Origin of the sequence: Providencia rustigianii DSM 4541, from assembly GCF_000156395.1 — a bacterium.
Classification (GTDB): domain Bacteria; phylum Pseudomonadota; class Gammaproteobacteria; order Enterobacterales; family Enterobacteriaceae; genus Providencia; species Providencia rustigianii.
In genome coordinates, this window is sequence record NZ_GG703819.1 from 596151 (window position 1) to 615375 (window position 19225).

At 44.2% G+C, this 19225-nt stretch carries 17 protein-coding genes; 2 read left to right on the forward strand and 15 right to left on the reverse strand.

Going from position 1 to position 19225, the window contains the following annotated elements; translation table 11 throughout:
- Positions 1-180: 180 nt before the first annotated feature.
- Both mutS and miaE read left to right on the forward strand, forming a co-directional pair.
- A complete protein-coding gene (mutS, locus tag PROVRUST_RS12595; RefSeq protein ID WP_006815221.1) occupies positions 181-2748 on the forward strand; it encodes a DNA mismatch repair protein MutS in 2568 nt (855 codons plus the stop codon).
- Between the two features lies 1 nt (position 2749).
- On the forward strand, positions 2750-3511 hold the full coding sequence (gene miaE, locus PROVRUST_RS12600; RefSeq protein ID WP_006815222.1) for a tRNA isopentenyl-2-thiomethyl-A-37 hydroxylase MiaE: 762 nt from the start codon (positions 2750-2752) through the stop codon (positions 3509-3511).
- A 74-nt stretch (positions 3512-3585) separates the two neighbouring features.
- Here miaE and rpoS read toward each other — a convergent pair whose 3' ends face one another.
- The 15 genes from rpoS to cysJ form a co-directional block, all read right to left on the reverse strand.
- On the reverse strand, positions 3586-4572 hold the full coding sequence (gene rpoS / locus PROVRUST_RS12605; protein ID WP_006815223.1) for an RNA polymerase sigma factor RpoS: 987 nt from the start codon (positions 4570-4572) through the stop codon (positions 3586-3588).
- Between the two features lie 54 nt (positions 4573-4626).
- Entirely contained in the window at positions 4627-5688 is a 1062-nt protein-coding gene (gene nlpD / locus PROVRUST_RS12610) for a murein hydrolase activator NlpD (protein WP_039855197.1), read from the reverse strand.
- A gap of 328 nt (positions 5689-6016) precedes the next feature.
- Positions 6017-6643 carry a protein-L-isoaspartate(D-aspartate) O-methyltransferase gene (locus PROVRUST_RS12615; RefSeq protein ID WP_006815226.1) on the reverse strand — a complete coding sequence of 209 codons (627 nt, stop codon included), beginning with the start codon at positions 6641-6643 and terminating at the stop codon, positions 6017-6019.
- Entirely contained in the window at positions 6640-7401 is a 762-nt protein-coding gene (surE, locus tag PROVRUST_RS12620) for a 5'/3'-nucleotidase SurE (RefSeq protein WP_006815227.1), read from the reverse strand. The genes PROVRUST_RS12615 and surE overlap by 4 nt, the downstream gene beginning before the upstream one ends.
- Entirely contained in the window at positions 7379-8428 is a 1050-nt protein-coding gene (gene truD, locus PROVRUST_RS12625; RefSeq protein WP_006815228.1) for a tRNA pseudouridine(13) synthase TruD, read from the reverse strand. The genes surE and truD overlap by 23 nt, the downstream gene beginning before the upstream one ends.
- The gene (gene ispF, locus PROVRUST_RS12630; protein WP_006815229.1) at positions 8394-8906 is read right to left on the reverse strand and encodes a 2-C-methyl-D-erythritol 2,4-cyclodiphosphate synthase; all 513 of its coding nucleotides are present in this window, start codon (positions 8904-8906) and stop codon (positions 8394-8396) included. Before ispF ends, truD begins: the two co-directional genes overlap by 35 nt.
- Before the next feature lie 9 nt (positions 8907-8915).
- A complete protein-coding gene (gene ispD / locus PROVRUST_RS12635; RefSeq protein WP_006815230.1) occupies positions 8916-9644 on the reverse strand; it encodes a 2-C-methyl-D-erythritol 4-phosphate cytidylyltransferase in 729 nt (242 codons plus the stop codon).
- Positions 9645-9704: 60 nt separating this feature from the next.
- Entirely contained in the window at positions 9705-10001 is a 297-nt protein-coding gene (gene ftsB, locus PROVRUST_RS12640; protein ID WP_006815231.1) for a cell division protein FtsB, read from the reverse strand.
- A gap of 160 nt (positions 10002-10161) precedes the next feature.
- The gene (gene cysC, locus PROVRUST_RS12645) at positions 10162-10770 is read right to left on the reverse strand and encodes an adenylyl-sulfate kinase (RefSeq protein WP_039855454.1); all 609 of its coding nucleotides are present in this window, start codon (positions 10768-10770) and stop codon (positions 10162-10164) included.
- Between the two features lie 4 nt (positions 10771-10774).
- Entirely contained in the window at positions 10775-12217 is a 1443-nt protein-coding gene (gene cysN, locus PROVRUST_RS12650; protein ID WP_006815233.1) for a sulfate adenylyltransferase subunit CysN, read from the reverse strand.
- Positions 12218-12240: 23 nt separating this feature from the next.
- Positions 12241-13149 (reverse strand): sulfate adenylyltransferase subunit CysD, encoded by a 909-nt coding sequence (gene cysD / locus PROVRUST_RS12655; RefSeq protein WP_039855456.1) that lies wholly within the window; start codon positions 13147-13149, stop codon positions 12241-12243.
- A gap of 14 nt (positions 13150-13163) precedes the next feature.
- Positions 13164-14576 (reverse strand): siroheme synthase CysG, encoded by a 1413-nt coding sequence (cysG, locus tag PROVRUST_RS12660; protein ID WP_006815235.1) that lies wholly within the window; start codon positions 14574-14576, stop codon positions 13164-13166.
- Positions 14577-14913: 337 nt separating this feature from the next.
- Positions 14914-15648 (reverse strand): phosphoadenylyl-sulfate reductase, encoded by a 735-nt coding sequence (locus PROVRUST_RS12665; RefSeq protein WP_006815237.1) that lies wholly within the window; start codon positions 15646-15648, stop codon positions 14914-14916.
- On the reverse strand, positions 15645-17390 hold the full coding sequence (cysI, locus tag PROVRUST_RS12670; RefSeq protein WP_006815239.1) for an assimilatory sulfite reductase (NADPH) hemoprotein subunit: 1746 nt from the start codon (positions 17388-17390) through the stop codon (positions 15645-15647). The genes PROVRUST_RS12665 and cysI overlap by 4 nt, the downstream gene beginning before the upstream one ends.
- Positions 17390-19195, reverse strand: coding sequence for an NADPH-dependent assimilatory sulfite reductase flavoprotein subunit (gene cysJ / locus PROVRUST_RS12675; RefSeq protein ID WP_006815240.1), 1806 nt, complete (start codon positions 19193-19195; stop codon positions 17390-17392). Before cysJ ends, cysI begins: the two co-directional genes overlap by 1 nt.
- Positions 19196-19225: the final 30 nt, after the last annotated feature.

Below are 19225 nucleotides of genomic sequence, written 5' to 3' on the forward strand. Positions count from 1 at the left end.
AACATTGCGAGGTAAATTCCCCGTTATTAGCAGTACAAGTTTACCCTTAACTGGGCTACTATTAGGGTCGCTAATGCCCTTTCAACTTTCCGCGAATTCACCCTAACAACAAGATAAAATAACGTTTACGCCGAAAGTCAAAAGCCCATAAATACATCAAATATTCAACAAGTTAAAAAAATGACAGAAAAACAAAATTTCGAATCCCACACACCAATGATGCAACAGTATTTAAAACTTAAAGCTCAACATCCGGATATTTTGCTGTTTTATCGTATGGGGGATTTCTACGAATTATTCTTTGATGATGCCAAAAAAGCCTCTCAATTATTGGATATTTCCCTCACTAAACGCGGTCAATCTGCTGGGCAACCCATTCCAATGGCGGGGGTTCCTCACCATGCGGCAGAAAACTATTTAGCGCGATTAGTGCAGATGGGCGAATCCGTCGCTATTTGTGAGCAAATTGGCGATCCTGCCACCAGCAAAGGTCCCGTTGAACGTCAAGTTGTGCGAATTGTAACTCCGGGTACGATTACTGATGAAGCGTTATTAAATGAGCGCCAAGACAACCTATTAGCCGCTGTTTGGCAAGATGCTCAGGGCTACGGTTTTGCGACCTTAGATATCACTTCCGGGCGATTTATTATCAGTGAAATCGACGATGAAGAGTCATTAAAAGCAGAGCTTCAACGTACTCGACCTGCGGAATTACTCTATCCCGAAGATTTTGCCAGCATGCCATTAATTGAACACAGTAAAGGCTTACGTCGTCGCCCACTCTGGGAGTTTGAATTAGACACAGCGAAACAGCAATTAGGCTTGCAATTTGGTACCAAAGATCTGATTGGCTTTGGTGTTGAAAATGCCCATAAAGCCCTAAGAGCCGCAGGTTGTTTACTGCAATACGTTAAAGATACCCAACGTACTTCGCTCCCCCACATTCGTAGCATTATCATGGAAAAACAGAATGATAATGTTATTTTAGATGCGGCAACACGTCGCAACTTAGAGCTAACTCAAAACCTCGCAGGCGGAACAGAGAACACGCTAGCGGCAATCCTAGACCTGTGTGTGACCCCTATGGGTAGCCGAATGCTGAAACGCTGGTTACACACTCCACTACGCAATATTGATGTGCTTACTCATCGCCAACAAGCCATCGGGGCATTGCAAGAGTGTGGATTAGAATTGCAGCCATTTCTACGCCAAATTGGCGACCTTGAACGCGTTCTTGCACGTTTAGCATTACGCTCAGCTCGCCCCCGTGATCTCACTCACATGCGTCATGCATTCCAGCAATATCATGATATTCACCAAATCCTTGAACAGTCTGACTGTGGTTATTTACAAACACTACAAACACGCATTGGGCAATTTGATGAACTGCAAAGTCTGTTAGAGAAAGCGATTGTCGAAGCGCCGCCAGTGTTAGTTAGGGATGGTGGTGTGATTGCCCCTGGCTATCATAGCGAACTCGACGAATGGCGCGCATTAGCCGATGGAGCAACCGACTATCTTGACCGCTTAGAAATTCGTGAGCGAGAAAAACTGGGAATCGATACATTAAAAGTCGGCTATAACGCGGTACATGGCTACTATATCCAAGTGAGTCGCGGTCAGAGCCATTTAACACCGATCCACTATGTTCGTCGCCAAACGCTGAAAAATGCCGAGCGCTACATTATTCCTGAACTGAAAGAATATGAAGACAAAGTTCTGACGTCAAAAGGAAAAGCTCTCGCCATCGAAAAAGCGCTCTATGATGAGTTGTTCGATATGCTGCTGCCACATTTGGCGGCACTGCAAACTAGCGCAGAAGCGCTTGCTGAATTAGATGTACTGGCTAACCTAGCCGAGCGAGCCGAAACATTAGGTTATGCATGCCCTCAACTCACGGACAAACCGGGAATTCAGATCACAGAAGGTCGTCATCCCGTTGTAGAGCGCGTTCTGAGTGAACCGTTTATCTCTAACCCATTATCCCTTTCTCCACAGCGCCGTTTGTTGATTATTACGGGGCCCAATATGGGTGGTAAAAGTACCTATATGCGCCAAACTGCGCTGATTACATTGCTCGCCTATATTGGGAGTTTTGTCCCTGCCAGCAAAGCCGTAATTGGTCCCGTTGACCGTATTTTTACTCGTGTTGGCGCATCTGATGACCTCGCTTCTGGGCGCTCAACCTTTATGGTGGAGATGACGGAAACTGCTAATATTTTGCATAACGCAACGGAACACAGTTTAGTCTTGATGGATGAAATTGGCCGCGGAACCTCAACCTATGATGGTTTATCACTCGCTTGGGCTTGTGCGGAGAACTTAGTTAATCGCATCAAAGCGATGACCCTATTTGCCACTCACTATTTTGAGCTCACTACATTGCCTGAAAAGCTTGAAGGGGCTGTAAATATTCATCTCGATGCCATTGAACATGGTGATACCATCGCCTTTATGCACAATGTTCAAGAAGGAGCAGCGAGTAAAAGTTATGGTCTTGCGGTAGCTTCCCTCGCTGGTGTGCCTAAAGAGGTGATCAAGCGCGCAAAACAGAAGCTTAAAGAGCTTGAGGTTATTTCAAATAATGCGAATACCAGCCATGTGGATAGCGCTCAATTAAACTTCCTTGACATTGTCGAAGAGGAACCGTCCCCCGTATTAGTGGCGTTAAATGAAATCGACCCTGATAAGTTAACTCCACGCCAAGCCCTTGAATGGTTATATCGCTTGAAGGAAATGGATAAATAATATGGATGAGTACGCAGAACTTTTGGCACCGATTAAGCAATTTTTGCATTGTGAAACCCCGAATGCGTGGATCCACAAAGCAAGTCAGCCTGAAAATCTGCCCATTATCTTAAAAGACCATCTACTGTGCGAATTAAAAGCTGCGCAAAGTGCCATGTTTTTGATCCGTAAATATGCCGTAGATAAAGAAAGTGCCGCCATTCTTTTAGAATGGTTTAAGCCTTATGAGTCTTTTGCTTATGATCGAATTGGTGATGTTCACACGCTAAAAAATAAAAATCAGGTTTCCAAACATATTTTGGCGAAGAAAAATTCCCCCTATAGCCAAGATTTAATTGATAAAATGGTGCTATTGATTAAAGAAGAATTGCACCATTTCTACCAAGTATTGGAAATTATGCATGAACGAAATATTCCTTACGATGGGATCAGCGCAGGTCGCTATGCTAAGGGGCTATTCAGCCATTTAGATCCTCGTGACCCTAAAACTCTCGTCGATAAGCTGATTATTGGTGCCTATATTGAGGCGCGTTCGTGTGAACGTTTTGCAAAATTAGCGCCTCATTTAGATGAACAGTTAGCGAGTTTTTATACCTCTCTATTACGTTCTGAAGCCCGTCATTATCAAGATTATCTTCAGCTAGCTCAATTAGTTAGCAAAACAGATATCTCAGAACGAGTCAAATTCTACGGAGAAATCGAAGCGCAATTAATCTTAGCCCCTGATGATGATTTCAAGTTTCACAGTGGTGTACCCGTTTAATTGATTCACACATTATAATAGAAAAACCCCTGTTATCGATGATAACAGGGGTTTTAGATTCAAACACAGCAGTTCTACATATTGAATAACGCTTCCAGCGTTAATTCCTCACCTTGTAAAATATCTTTAAGACGTCTTAAACCTTCGACCTGAATTTGACGAACTCTTTCACGTGTGAGCCCAATTTCGCGCCCAACTTCTTCCAGAGTCTCCGCTTCATAGCCTAATAATCCAAACCGACGCGCTAAAACTTCCCGCTGTTTCGGATTTAATTCATATAACCACTTAACAATATTTTCTTTTAAGTCGTTATCTTGGATCGTGTTCTCAGGTCCTGAATCATTATCATCAGATAATACTTCAAGCAATGACTTCTCTGAATCCCCTGCAATCGGCGTATCAACGGAAGTAATACGCTCATTTAGGCGCAACATTCGGCTGACATCTTCAACAGGTTTATCTAATTGCTCAGCTATCTCTTCTGGGCTTGGTTCATGATCCAGCTTTTGGGCTAATTCACGTGCCGTACGAAGGTAGATATTGAGTTCTTTAACGATATGAATCGGAAGGCGAATAGTACGGGTTTGGTTCATTATGGCGCGTTCAATAGTTTGACGGATCCACCATGTTGCGTAAGTTGAAAAACGGAATCCCTTCTCGGGATCAAATTTTTCTACTGCACGAATCAAACCTAGATTTCCTTCCTCTATCAGATCGAGTAAGGCTAGTCCTCGATTATTATAACGACGAGAAATTTTTACGACTAAACGAAGGTTGCTTTCTATCATACGCTGACGCGATGCGATATCACCACGAAGCGCTCGACGAGCATAGAAAACTTCTTCCTCTGCTGTGAGGAGCGGAGAGAATCCAATTTCACTGAGATAAATTTGGGTTGCGTCCAAAACACGTTGACTCGTGCTTTGGAGTAAGTCCGTTTCTTCATCCTGCTCGGAAACTAGATCCTCTTCTTTAAATTGACTCTCATCAAATGCGTCATCCATCGCATTTTCATCGAGGTCATTATACAACTCGTTAACTTTCAGCGAACTTTGGCTCATCAGTCACTCCGACCCAAGATAATGAGGACGGAATGTGAAAGCACTCCGCCCAGTTTATCGCTGCGGTAAGTAGCGCAACGGGTTTACTGATTTTCCCTTGTAACGAATTTCAAAATGTAAGCGAACCGAACTTGTACCGGTGCTACCCATCGTGGCTATTTTTTGACCTTCAGCAACATCCTGTTGGTCGCGCACAAGCAATGTATCATTGTGTGCATAAGCACTTAAGTAGTCATCGTTATGTTTTATTATTATAAGATTTCCATATCCACGCAGTGCGTTGCCTGCGTATACAACTTTACCTGGAGCAGACGCTATGACCGACTGGCCACGAGTACCTGCGATATCAACACCTTTGTTCCCGCCTTGTGAATCAGAGAAGCCTTCAATCATCTTCCCATCAGCAGGCCAACGCCATTTTATCGACGAGTTATTGGTGCTACTTCCAGTTGCTGCGGTTGTTGTAGTCGTAGTTGGGCTAGTTGTTGTCGTAGAAACCGTTGATACTGGTTTCTTATTATTTGGCAACATCTTACCTGAACTTTGCCCACTACTATTTTCAGGATACCCACTAGTTGGTTGAAGATCAACCGCTCTCTGCTGACTATTTGATGCCAATTGCGTGTTCGAGTTCACATTTGTGTTACCAATATTTATCACCTGACCAACATTTAAGCTATAAGGCTCCGAAATATTGTTTTTCGATGCTAACTCACGGAAATCATTACCCGTTAGATAGGCGATATAAAATAATGTGTCTCCACGCTGAACGGTATAGGTATTCCCGTTATAGCTACCTTTCGGAATACTTCCATAATCACGATTATAAACAATACGACCTTCACCGTTAGTCGACACAGTGCGGGAAGCTGAATTCCCCATCGAGCCATTAGAGGACAAATTAGGTCTGTCTGAAGGCATCGCCGTACTCATTCCGTTATTAGACGGAGAATTAGGTACAGTTCTTGATGCTGATTGTTGGCTAGAACCACCATCATTCACACTCGAAATCGGTGCTGCTGGATGATATGGCGTAGAACATCCCGCTAATAAAGCACCGCTAAATGAAAAGATAACCGCCCATCGAATTTTACTTATAGGGCTAACAATTTTCATATTTCTTCTCCCGTGAAGAAAAGTCTGACCTGAAGCTAAAGGACTAAATGCAAATAATGCCTAATAGATATAGGTATCTTAAAATATTTCGCTTATTAAAGCAGAAATATAAAATAATGGACAAGTTAAATGTATCAAAAATATAACAAATTGAGATTATCACTTAACCATGTGAGCGAAATCATCCCATTTAAATAGGTAAAATATCATATTAAGAGTAATTCAAATATCATTAGGCTAGATAAACTCATCAATAAACGGCTATTGGTGACGTTTATTTTCAAGGTGACTCTAGCCTGTTAGACATCAGATTTGAATTAATGATTTATCAGCTTAGATCGCCGGCAATCAGGGGAACAAAACGGACTTTTTCGATGACATTAGTGTGATAATCGTTACCGCGACGAGTAATCAATTTCAGCGCCTGATCTTTATCACCTACAGGTAATACTAACCGCCCACCGTCTTTCAATTGGCTCAACAGTAATGAAGGAATTTCGCTAGGTGCGGCTGTCACAATGATGCCATCAAAAGGACCTTTTGACAGCCAGCCTTCCCAGCCATCACCGTGACGAGTTGAAATGTTGTGTAAATCGAGCAACTTAAAGCGACGCTTAGCTGTCCACTGTAAGCTTTTCACCCTTTCGACTGAATAAACATGCTCTGCAAGGTGAGCAAGCACCGCCGTTTGGTATCCCGACCCTGTCCCGATTTCCAGAATATGATCTGTTGGTTTAACTGAGAGTAAGGCGGTCATTTTGGCAACAATATAAGGTTGTGAAATGGTTTGCCCATGACCAATCGGTAATGGGATATTATCATAGGCTTTATGAGATAGCGCTTCATCAACGAATCGTTCACGTGGAACGAGCGCGAGAGCGTCTAATAGGCGCTCATCGTGAATTCCCTGTTGGCGAAGTTGTACCAGCAGTTCTTTCATGAGCCCAATTTTCATTTTACCTTCACTCCTGACTTATCTAACCACTCTTCCACTACAGACTGAGCCTTATAGGATGTCAGGTCTACCTGCAATGGGGTAATTGATACATAACCATTTTGTACCGCTTCAAAGTCTGTTCCCGGTCCCGCGTCACGAATTTCACCTACAGGTCCCAACCAATACAGCATGTTTCCACGAGGATCTTCGAGATTATAAACCTCTGATGCGGCATGACGGCTACCACAGCGGGTCACTCTGATGCCTTTAATTTCATCATAAGGAATATCCGGTACATTGATATTCAAGATATTTCCTGCTCGTAGTGGATTTTTTTGCAGCATTTTCAGAACATCGCTAGTGACCTTAGCTGCCGTTTCATAATGCACATCACCATCTAAAGAAACCGCAATCGAAGGCAAGCCTAAATGACGTCCTTCTGTGGCTGCCGCTACCGTACCGGAATAAATAACATCGTCCCCTAAATTCGGGCCACAGTTGATACCGGAAACCACAATATCAGGGCGTGGACGCACGACTTTATTCACGCCGATATAAACACAGTCTGTCGGTGTTCCCTCTTGAACTGCCAAATCACCATTCTCTAATGTTTGAATTTTCAGAGGTTTATCTAATGTTAATGCATTTGAGGCACCACTACGATTGCGGTCAGGCGCAATCACTTGCACATCATAAGATTTGCGCAATTCAGCAGCCAATGTTTGAATTCCCGGTGCAGTAACACCATCGTCATTACTCAATAATATTTTCAGCATCAACACAATCCTGATTGATAATTTCTCGCACTACGCTGGTCGCAAAGCTACCGGAATTAAGAAAAAATTGTAATTTCACGGTAGACGCATCCAGCCACTGCCATTGTAAATTTTGAGGCTTGATAAGCACCGCTCTTCTTGCTGGCGAAACGCGTTCACTTTTCATTAATGCCATAAACGGCTGATAACTTTCCAAGCATTGAGTTTCAAAAGCAAGCGCATCGTCTTGAGTTCCTAGCTCACCATCACCCGGTAGTGGCGCAGTCACACTGAGCTCCGAGGATTCAACTCTTCCCTGTAATGCCGCTAACTCTTCTGCGGTTGCGACAAACCAACTTCCACGCCCAGTCAATTGAAGTGCATCCCCCAACATGACATTCTGAGCGCTGTTGCTTTCGATTCTTGCACTGGCAACTTCATTAAACATAGCACTACGCGCGGCAGACAGGTAAAAACTGCGCTTATTTCTTTCTCGCACATTAATTTCTTGGTTTGCCCAACGACGTGCTTGCACCAAGTTTTGTCCACCACGGCCAAAACGTTGCTCCCCAAAATAGTTGGGTACGCCAAACTCAGCCACTTTTTGTAGCCTGAGTTCCACATCATCTGAATTCGAAATATCTCGCAACGTGATTTCGAATTGATTCCCTTTCAGGGCGCCAATACGCAATTTACGTTTCTGTCTCGTCACCGCTAATACGCGACAACCTTCCAATTGCCACAGAGCAAAATTGGGCGTTTCTTTCCCCGGCATTTGCAAACAAAACCACTGTTCGGTAACGGCATGCCGATCTTTCAATCCCGCATAACTGACCGCCCTTGCAGAAATTTTAGCAAACTTTGCCAATTGTTCCGCAACGAATAGTGTATTACATCCAATTTTTTCAACGCGAACCATCACATGTTCGCCGTCACCATCTAACTCAAAACCGAGTTCTTCTTTAACCACGAAATCTTCAGGAATACTTTTTAAAACCCCTGAAGAGAGAGGTTTACCATGCAGGTACTGAACATTCATAACTTTCATTACTATTATCTTTGATGAGTAGAACGACCGCTGCGCAAGCAATCCCTTCTTTACGACCGACAAAACCTAGCTGTTCTGTGGTGGTGGCTTTGACATTGACGTCATCCATATGGCATTCAAGGTCTTCTGCAATATTGACGCGCATTTGCGGGATATGAGGTAACATTTTTGGCGCTTGTGCCATAATCGTCACATCGATATTACCGATCAAATAGCCTTTTTTGCGCACTTGGCAAAAGGCTTCTCTCAATAAAATACGGCTATCGGCACCTTTGTACGCAGGATCGGTATCTGGGAACAATTTACCGATATCGCCTAATGCTGCTGCGCCTAAAATTGCGTCAGTAATGGCGTGCAATACTACGTCACCATCCGAATGAGCGATAAGCCCTTGTTCGTAAGGAACTCTTACACCACCGATCACTATCGGGCCTTCACCACCAAATTTATGTACATCAAAACCGTGTCCGATTCTCATTTTTTTTCCTTATGATTTCATTCTTGAAAGATAAAACTCCGCAAGAGCCAAATCTTCAGGTCTGGTGACCTTTAAGTTATCGGCTCGTCCTGCGATTAACATAGGTTGATAACCACAATGTTCAAGCGCAGAAGCTTCATCGGTGATCACGGCATTCTCTTTCAAGGCTTTATCTAGACAGTCACGTAATAACAATAATGGGAAAAATTGTGGCGTTAATGCATGCCAAAGCGCATCTCGTTCAACGGTATGAGAAATATTTTTCTCTCCGCTTACCCCGCGTTTCATCGTGTCGCGGACAGGTACCGCTAATATTCCACCACAACAATCACGTTGGGTTGCTAGCTGGATAATCGTGTTTAAGTCATCTTGGTGAAGACATGGGCGAGCGGCATCATGCACTAATACCCAAGCATTCATACAATCGGCTTGCTTAGCAAGGTAGTTCAACCCCGCTAAAACAGAATTGGCTCGCTCTTTTCCTCCAATAACGGTAATTACTCGAGGATCTTTAGCGATTTCAAGGTGCTGAAAATAATCGTCTTCCGCACTCAATGCAACCACAATACGCTGCACGTGGGGATTACGTAGCAAGGTATCAATGGTGTGTTCAATAATGGTTTTCCCTGCCACAGTGAGATATTGCTTTGGGCAGTCCGCATTCATGCGGCTTCCCACGCCAGCAGCGGGAATGAGTGCCACAATGGAAGTGGCGCTTGAACTTATTGGATTTGTCATTATTCGAATCTTACATCAGAAATTATCAGGCTCATGGGTATCGCCCATCCAACATGATGATTATTGGGATGAGGGTGGGTTGGCGCGCTCTTTGACCATTCGATAGAATGATTCCCCAGGTTTTACCATGCCTAATTCGCTACGTGCGCGTTCTTCAATAGCATCCTGACCATCATTCAAATCATTGATTTCAGCAAATAGCTGCTCATTACGCTGTTTTAAGCGCGAATTGACAATCTCCTGTGCGGCAACGTCATCCTTAACTTTGACATAATCATGAATGCCATTTTTACCTAACCATAAGGAATATTGTAACCATGCTAATATCGCAATTAATAGTAGCGTTAATTTACCCATTCTGCCCCCTGAAATGATTTGCTAATCATCCCATAACTGAGCGCGTGACGCTACTGCGATGCATATATTGTCTTAAAAAGTCAGAATTGTTCGCGCTAGAAGAGATTAAATATCATCCAAATCTCCTTTAAATGTAGAAAAGGATGATATTTAAGTAAAATCAATTTAACTCTGGAATGATATTTTTCTGTTGAAGTAGACTCAAAACCTGCATCAGTAACGTGTCAATCGGTTGCTGACCATCGAGATGCAATTCCGGATTTTCTGGTGCTTGGTACGGGGAATCGATTCCTGTGAATTGTTGAATTTTCCCTGCTCGCGCTTGTTGATACAGGCCTTTAGGATCCCGTTGCTCGCAAATCGCAATTGGCGTATCCACATACAGTTCAAAAAATTGTTCTGGCTGGAACAATTCACGCACCTTTTGACGGTCAGATTGATAAGGGGAAATAAATGCCGTCGCAACAATTAAACCGGCATCAACCATTAATTTAGCAACCTCACCAATTCGGCGAATATTTTCTTGTCGATCCGCGTCACTAAACCCCAAATCACGACACAATCCATGGCGAATATTATCGCCATCCAATAAATACGTTTTAGCTCCCAGATTGGCTAGCTGACTTTCAACCGCTCCCGCTAGTGTTGATTTTCCTGAGCCTGATAGCCCCGTAAACCATAAAACAGCCCCTTGATGTCCATTGTGTTTTTCCCTTAATTCACGGGTTACAACATGTGGATGCCAAACTATTTGGTTAATCGAGTTCATGGCTTTATTTCCCACCTAGCACATCTCTAGCGCCCCAATGTGGGAAATGTCGACGAATCAACTGATTCAGTTCAATTTCAAACTGACTAAATTCGCTAGGGTAAACTTGATCAGAAGATTGAGGCTCACGAACTAACCCTGCCCCCACCGTGACATTTGTCAGTCGATCAATCAGGATCATTCCACCAGTATCCCCATTACTTTGGTAGTTTTCTAACAATAAAGGCTCATCAAAAGAAAACTCCACTAAGCCAATACCGTTCAACGGCAGCTCGGTTGCGACTTTTTGCGTCAAATTATTGACGTCCACTTGGTATTGAATATTTTCGACTTTACCGCGACTGCGTTTACCTGCAATTTTAATATCCAATTGTTGGCCTTGCACTAAAGGCTGCTCTGACATCCAAACCACATCAACCAACCCATGCTGGCTGGTTTGTAGAGTTTCATCTTCGGCGACAATCAAATCGCCACGGCTGATATCAATTTCATCGTTAAGTACTACCGTGATAGCTTCCCCGGGCACTGCACTAGCAAGATCCCCGGAGAAAGTGACTATCTGTTTCACCGTTGAAACCACACCCGATGGCAACACTTTCACTTTTTGTCCGACGCGGATAATTCCCGAGGAAAGGGTTCCACTGTACCCACGGAAGTCTAAATTTGGGCGATTAACATATTGAACAGGGAAACGTAATGGCTGCTCTGCGGCTGTTTGAGTGACTTGTACACTTTCCAGTAACGAAAGTAGCGTTTCCCCTTGATACCAAGGTAAATGACGACTTGGGTTAACAATATTATCCCCATCCAGTGCAGAGATCGGGACAAACCAGACGTTTAAATCGACGGGAAGTTGCTGGGCAAAATGTTGATAATCTTGTTGGATTTTATCGAATACCTGCTGGCTATAATCCACCAGATCCATTTTATTTACCGCCACGATCAAATGACGAATACCGAGCAACGTACTAATAAAACTGTGGCGTCGAGTTTGTTCTTGTACCCCTTTTCGAGCATCGATCAACAAAATAGACAGCGAGCACGTTGAGGCTCCGGTTGCCATATTGCGGGTATATTGTTCATGCCCCGGCGTATCGGCAATAATAAATTTGCGTTTTTCCGTGGAGAAATAGCGGTAAGCCACATCGATGGTGATCCCCTGCTCTCGCTCAGCCGCTAAACCATCCACTAGCAAAGCCAGATCGAGCTTCTCGCCCTGTGTTCCAATTCGTTTACTGTCACTTTGTAAAACCGAGAGTTGATCTTGATAAATCTGTTGTGTGTCATGGAGTAAACGCCCGATGAGTGTACTTTTCCCATCATCCACATTGCCACAGGTTAAAAAGCGTAAAAGCCCTTTATGCTGTTGAGCCAGTAAATATGCTTCAACCCCACCTTGCTGCTGTATCTGCTGGGCGATAGTGTCGTTATAAGCCAGTTCAGCCATGATATTGCTCCTTAACCCTGTGATTAAAAATAGCCTTGGCGCTTTTTTTGCTCCATGGAGGCGGATTGGTCGCTATCAATTAAACGCCCTTGGCGCTCACTGGTTGTGGACAGCAACATCTCTTCAATAATTTCTGGGAGTGTTTGTGCATTCGAACGCACCGCCCCCGTTAGCGGCCAACAGCCCAGGGTTCTAAAGCGCACATTCTTCTTAGCGATCACTTCTCCCGGCTTTAGTTCAATACGCGCATCATCGACCATGATTAATGTGCCATCGCGTTCCAGCACAGGGCGTTCTTTTGCAAAATAGAGCGGAACAATATCGATATTTTCTAAATAGATATATTGCCAAATATCGAGTTCCGTCCAGTTAGAGAGAGGGAAAACGCGAATACTTTCCCCTTTATTAATTTGGCCGTTGTAGTTGTGCCACAGTTCAGGGCGCTGATTTTTAGGATCCCAACGGTGGGCGCGATCACGGAAAGAGTAAATTCGCTCTTTGGCTCGTGACTTTTCTTCATCGCGCCTTGCACCACCAAAAGCTGCATCAAAACCGTATTTATCCAACGCTTGTTTTAATCCTTCTGTTTTCATGATGTCTGTGTGCTTGGCGCTACCATGAACAAATGGATTTATACCGAGGCGTTCCCCTTCCGGATTTCGATGAATTAACAGTTCAAAACCGTATTTTTCTGCCGTTGCATCACGAAATTGGTACATTTCACGAAATTTCCATCCGGTATCCACATGCAATAATGGGAATGGAATTTTCCCCGGATAGAATGCTTTGCGTGCAAGATGCAGCATGACCGAAGAGTCTTTTCCAATTGAATACAGCATCACAGGGTTAGTAAATTCGGCAGCAACCTCCCGAATAATATGAATACTTTCCGCTTCTAATTGCTGTAGGTGGGTTAATGTTTTTTCGTTCACAATATACTCCTCGATTAAGCCAATTCCAGCACGGCTGAGCGCCATTGGATGGTTTCTGATTGCGGACCAAACCACGCAAGCTGTTGATGTAATGCAGCGACTTCACCAATGACGATGAGAGCGGGAGCCGGTGCTTGTAACGTTAAGGACTCCAATTCGTGCAATTGTCCGGTGACCACCTTTTGCTCTTGGCGGGTACCACAACCAATAACCGCAACGGGGGTTTCTCGATGGCGTCCATACTGAATAAGTTGTTGGCGAATATTGGCCGCGGTGACCGTTCCCATATAGATCGCCAACGTTTGATTACTGCGCGCCAATGCTTGCCAGTCCAATTCAGCGCCTTCGCTGCGGCAATGCCCTGTAATAAAGGTAATACTTTGCGCATGCTCACGATGAGTCAGCGGAATTCCTGCATAAGCCGCGGCACCAATCGCTGCGGTTATTCCGGGAACGACTTGGAATGGGATCCCCGCTTGCGCTGCTACTTGTAACTCTTCACCACCCCGCCCAAAAATAAAGGGATCGCCACCTTTTAAGCGCACCACTTTTTTGCCCTGCTGCGCATATTTCACAATCAATTGGTTGGTTTCTTCTTGGGAAACACTGTGATTTCCAGCTCGTTTTCCCACACAAATTTTATCGGCATCACGGCGAACCAAATCGAGAATGTCGGCACTGACTAAATGGTCATACAGCACCACATCGGCACTTTGTAATACCCTCAAGCCTTTCAATGTCAATAATCCCGCATCTCCAGGCCCTGCGCCCACTAACACTAACTCTCCTTGGCTATCTGCCTCAGAAAGCTGTTTCTCAAGTTGCAGCTCGGCTTCACTCAGTTGCCCACTTTCCACAAGGGAGGCAAACCGCCCACTAAAACTGTGCTCCCAGAAACGCTTGCGCTCTCTTAACCCTGTTAAGCTTTGTTTGACTCGCTGACGCCAACGCCCAGCAATTTCTGCCATTTTGCCTAATGATGGCGGTAACATGGCTTCCAGTTTTTCTCGAATTAATTTGGCTAAAACAGGGGCTGTGCCACCGGATGAAATAGCAATGACCACTGGCGAACGATCAATAATTGATGGCACGATAAATGAACACAGCGGCTGATCATCCACAACATTGACAAAAATTCGTCGTTGCTGCGCATCATGAAAAACTTTCTCATTCAAAGCCTGATCATCCGTTGCGGCAATCACCAAATAAGCCTCATCAAGATGCTCTGGTTGATATGAAGCTTGTAACCATTCCAGCTGCTGTTGCTGATAAGCGGTTTGCAATGACTCACATAACTCAATGGAAACCACCACCAGCGATGCATGCGCTTTGAGTAGAAGCTCAGCTTTGCGTTCAGCCACATGCCCACCACCGATTAGCACGACTTTGCGATCACGTAAATTCACAAATAAGGGTAAGTAATCCATATATCACTTCCATCTGACTTTTTAATTATAAGCGTATTGAAATTGACTATATGGCTTGAATGAGCGCCTTTGAAATGACAAAAAGGCATGAATAGGAACGGAAAGGCATAAGCTAAATAAAATCGATAAAATCACGTAAATCAGGCTTATTTTCAGTAAAACAAACATGATTTGATAATAAAAAACCAATAATTAATAATAAAAAACAGTAAAGGGATACTTTTGTTTTAAATAAAAGTATCCCTTTGTTATTACACAAATAAATTTGATTTCTATTTATTAGTAAAGCAAGTAACTAATTATTTTAATGAAATACTCAAAATTTCATTAACAGATTTTAATTCTCATGAAGCCCGCATTCGCGCTTTAAGCCAAAGAATCTCGTTTCTTCCTCACTCATTCCGGGTTCCCACGGTCGACTGGTATGTGTATCACCGACAGATAAATACCCTTTTTCCCATAATGGGTGATAAGGCAAATTATGCTGGGTGAAATACTGATAAACATCCTTATTGTTCCAATCAATCACGGGTAAAATTTTGAAAATGCCGCGCCCTATATTGAGCACAGGTAACGATGAGCGGCTCGTAGATTGCTCCCGTCTCAATCCCGAAAACCAGCTTTGGGCATGCAACTCTCTTAATGCTCGTTCCATTGGCTCCACTTTATTGAGTTGGTTGTAGCGTTCAATACCTTCAACACCCTGAGTCCATAATTGCCCATTGACCGCTTCTTGCCATGCGGGCGTGAGTGGAGCGCGATACACTTTAAGGTTTAAATTTAACCGCCCAGTCAGTTGCTCAATAAATTGGTAAGTTTCAGGGAATAGATAGCCAGTATCCGTTAAAATCACCGGAATATTGGGTATCACTTGGGTCACTATATGTAAGGTGAGCGCCCCCTGAATCCCAAAACTGGAAGATAAAACAAATTCTTCCGGTAAATGATCTACCGCCCATTCGATCCTCTGGGTGGCATTCATTAATTCCAGCTGTTGATTGAAATTAGCTAAATACGCAGTTTGCTCTGCTGGTGCTAACGCTTGAATTTGCGCTAATTGAAGTCGGCTCATACCGCCTCCTTAACCTCATAGAAATCCACCGCAGAATTCATCACCGGCTTGATCACGTCTACGCGGATTAAAAAATCCCCGAAGCCTTCCCCAGACTGGCGCTCTACAGCCCAGCGTCCAATTAAGGTGTCCAAAATTGAGAGAATTTCTGCACTCGTAATATTTTCTTTGTACATCCGTGGAATACGGGTTCCAATACGGTTACCGCCAAGATGTAAGTTATATCGGTCATTGGCTTTACCCACCAGCCCGACTTCCGCTAGCATGGCGCGCCCACAGCCATTCGGGCATCCCGTAATCCGCAAGACGATATGCTCATCTGCCACCTGATGCGCCGCCATAATAGTGTCAATTTGCGTCGTAAATTCAGGTAAAAAGCGTTCAGCTTCTGCCATGGCTAATGGGCACGTTGGGAAAGAAACACATGCCATTGAATTTTCCCGCTGGCGAGTCACTGACGGGCTCATTAATCCATGGGCTTGGGCTATCTGCTCAATCACTACTTTATCTTCTTCGGCGATACCTGCCACAATTAAGTTTTGATTGGCGGTTAAGCGAAAATCACCTTTGTGGATCTTAGCAATCTCAGCAACCCCCGTTTTTAACGGTTTATCCGCCAGATCAACCAAACGACCATTTTCCACAAATAAGGTTAAATGCCAGCGGTTATCAATGCCTTTTAACCAGCCAATTTGATCCCCTCGATGGGTAAATTGATAGGGGCGAATCGGTTCAAATGTTACCCCTGAACGTCGCTCAACTTCCTGCTTAAATACGTCGACACCAACACGTTCAAGGGTGTATTTGGTTTTGGCATTTTTCCGTTCGGTACGGTTTCCCCAATCTCGCTGGGTCGTCACAATGGCTTCGGCTATCGCTAAGGTTTTCTCCAGTGGGATAAAACCAAATTCACTGGCTAAACGTGGATAAGTATTGGTATCCCCATGCGTCATGGCTAAACCGCCACCCACCAGCACATTAAATCCAACCAATTGCCCCTGATCCGCAATAGCAACAAAATTCATATCATTGGCGTGAAGATCCACATCATTAAGCGGTGGGATCACAACCGTGGTTTTGAATTTTCTTGGCAGATACGTTTCCCCGAGAATGGGCTCTTCATCTGTGGTGACGATTTTTTCTTTATCTAGCCAAATTTCAGCATAAGCGGTGGTTCGCGGTAATAAATGCTCTGAGATTTTTTTTGCCCATTCATAGGCTTGCTGATGTAACTCCGACTGCACCGGATTTGAGGTACATAGAACGTTACGGTTCACATCATTTGCCGTTGCTAACGCATCCAATCCAACCTGACTGAGCATTTGATGAGCCGGTTTCACATCCCCTTTCAAGATGCCATGAAATTGGAATGTCTGCCGGTTAGTAATGCGAATGCTGCCATACAGAGTTTGTTCAGTGGCAAATTTATCAATATCGAGCCACTGTTTGGGGCTAATAATTCCCCCCGGTAAGCGGCAGCGCAGCATCATGGCATGGCGAGGTTCTAATTTTTGTTCCGCACGTTCGGCACGAATATCGCGATCATCTTGCTGATACATGCCATGAAAGCGAATGAGTAAAAAGTTGTCACCCTCAAAGCCACCCGTTAAACCATTTTTCAGGTCCTCTTTGATGGTGCCTCGCAAATAGTTACTTTGCTGTTTCATGCGCTCGCTGTCTGCGAGTTTTCCCTCAACCACTAACGGTGGGTTGGACGCATCTGTTTTATATTGATTGCTCATTAATAAACATCCCTCTGATAACGGCGCATTACACGCAGCTCACTTAAAAAATCATCCGCCAGCTCTTCATCCATGTGACCGTGTTCGCTGATGATATCCAATAACGCTTGTTCGACATCTTTTGCCATGCGATTGGCATCGCCACACACATAAATATGCGCACCCTCTTGTAGCCAATCCCATACCTCGCGACCTTGTTCACGTAGCTTATCTTGGACATATACTTTGTGTGTTTGATCCCGAGACCACGCCAACGAAATCTGCGTCAGTAAACCGTCTTTAACGTAGCGCTGCCATTCCACTTGATATAAAAAATCATCCACAAAATGAGGGTTACCAAAGAACAGCCAATTTTTGCCTTCACCGCCGTCATTATCTCGCTGCTGTAAGAATGCACGGAATGGTGCGATTCCAGTTCCTGGGCCAATCATGATAACGGGCGTATTAGGGTCGGTTGGTAAACGGAAATTATCATTGTGTTCGATAAACACGCGCAGTTCGTGACCTTCATTTAGGCGATCAGCTAAGAATCCTGATGCTCCCCCGGTTCTTGGACGACCATCAATCTCATAACGAACAACCCCCACCGTGGCATGTACTTCATCAGGCACTTCCGCTTGCGAAGAGGAAATTGAATATAGACGAGGGGTTAATGGGCGCAGAATATCGATAAATTCTTGAGCCTTTGGCTGAGCGGCTGCTTGTCGAAGCATATCGGCGATCGGTGTAGTTTGCGCATATTGCATCATCGCGGATTTATCGCTAATTAATGCCAGTAAGCTGTCATCTTTAGATAGTTGTGCATATTTTTCCACAATCAAGTGGGTGTTTTGAGTTAGCTCTAACTGGTACGTTAACGCATCACGCAAGGAATGACGTTGCTGACCAATAAAAACCTCTTCATTTCCTTTCAACCATAGCAACTCAATCACTTCATCGACTAAGGCTGGGTCATTATCGAACCAAACGCCCAGCGCATCTCCGGGCTGATAGCGTAACCCTGAATCCCCTAAATCAATTTCAATATGGCGAACATCTTTATCCGAACCACGCCCGGTAATTTTTTGGTTGTTTAATAAGGTCGCCGTCAGTGGCGCCGTTTTTGTATAAGGGGAGGAATCTAGCTGATTGATACTGCCAGACTGTGCGCTCACTAACTGACTTTCAGATTGAGCGGGCACTCTGGCTTTGAGAATGTGGGTCAGTTCATCAAGCCATGAATTTGCTACCGCTTGATATTCTACATCTGCGTCAACTCGAGCCAATAATGGACTAGCACCCAATTGCGCTAATTGCGTATCGAAGTCTTTACCTGCTTGGCAAAAATGTTCGTAAGAAGAATCACCGAGTGAAAATACGGCATACTGGGTAGTTCCTAGATTCGGGGCTTTTTTCGAAAATAGGTATTTATGTAACGCAACAGCCTCTTCCGCAGGATCCCCTTCACCTTGGGTTGAAGCCACCACAATCAAGACTTTTTCTTGGTTAATCTGCTTGAATTTATAATCCCCAGCATTTACCAGATTGGCATTGATTTTTTCATTGATTAGTCGCTCTCTGAGCTGTTCAGCTAAACGGCGAGCATTCCCCGTTTGGGATGCCGAGATAATTGTCACGGTCTCTTGAGGGGGAATAATAGCTTGAGCTTGTTCACTAACGCCATTATTTGGATTTACCATTCCCCATAAATAACCCGATAACCACGCAAGTTGATGAGTAGAGAAATCCCCCACGACAGTTTGTAAACGTCCCAATTGTTCAGTAGAAATCGGTAATGCCGATAATGGAGGTTGCTTGTTTTGCATTTATTTTGTCACTCCAACGTGATCCGTCAT

Coding starts and splice junctions, on each gene's coding strand:
- mutS (WP_006815221.1), top strand. CDS start 181: ATGACAGAAAAACAAAATTTCGAATCCCACACACCAATGATGCAACAG.
- miaE (WP_006815222.1), top strand. CDS start 2,750: ATGGATGAGTACGCAGAACTTTTGGCACCGATTAAGCAATTTTTGCAT.
- rpoS (WP_006815223.1), bottom strand. CDS start 4,572: ATGAGCCAAAGTTCGCTGAAAGTTAACGAGTTGTATAATGACCTCGAT.
- nlpD (WP_039855197.1), bottom strand. CDS start 5,688: ATGAAAATTGTTAGCCCTATAAGTAAAATTCGATGGGCGGTTATCTTT.
- PROVRUST_RS12615 (WP_006815226.1), bottom strand. CDS start 6,643: ATGAAAATTGGGCTCATGAAAGAACTGCTGGTACAACTTCGCCAACAG.
- surE (WP_006815227.1), bottom strand. CDS start 7,401: ATGCTGAAAATATTATTGAGTAATGACGATGGTGTTACTGCACCGGGA.
- truD (WP_006815228.1), bottom strand. CDS start 8,428: ATGAAAGTTATGAATGTTCAGTACCTGCATGGTAAACCTCTCTCTTCA.
- ispF (WP_006815229.1), bottom strand. CDS start 8,906: ATGAGAATCGGACACGGTTTTGATGTACATAAATTTGGTGGTGAAGGC.
- ispD (WP_006815230.1), bottom strand. CDS start 9,644: ATGACAAATCCAATAAGTTCAAGCGCCACTTCCATTGTGGCACTCATT.
- ftsB (WP_006815231.1), bottom strand. CDS start 10,001: ATGGGTAAATTAACGCTACTATTAATTGCGATATTAGCATGGTTACAA.
- cysC (WP_039855454.1), bottom strand. CDS start 10,770: ATGAACTCGATTAACCAAATAGTTTGGCATCCACATGTTGTAACCCGT.
- cysN (WP_006815233.1), bottom strand. CDS start 12,217: ATGGCTGAACTGGCTTATAACGACACTATCGCCCAGCAGATACAGCAG.
- cysG (WP_006815235.1), bottom strand. CDS start 14,576: ATGGATTACTTACCCTTATTTGTGAATTTACGTGATCGCAAAGTCGTG.
- PROVRUST_RS12665 (WP_006815237.1), bottom strand. CDS start 15,648: ATGAGCCGACTTCAATTAGCGCAAATTCAAGCGTTAGCACCAGCAGAG.
- cysI (WP_006815239.1), bottom strand. CDS start 17,390: ATGAGCAATCAATATAAAACAGATGCGTCCAACCCACCGTTAGTGGTT.
- cysJ (WP_006815240.1), bottom strand. CDS start 19,195: ATGCAAAACAAGCAACCTCCATTATCGGCATTACCGATTTCTACTGAA.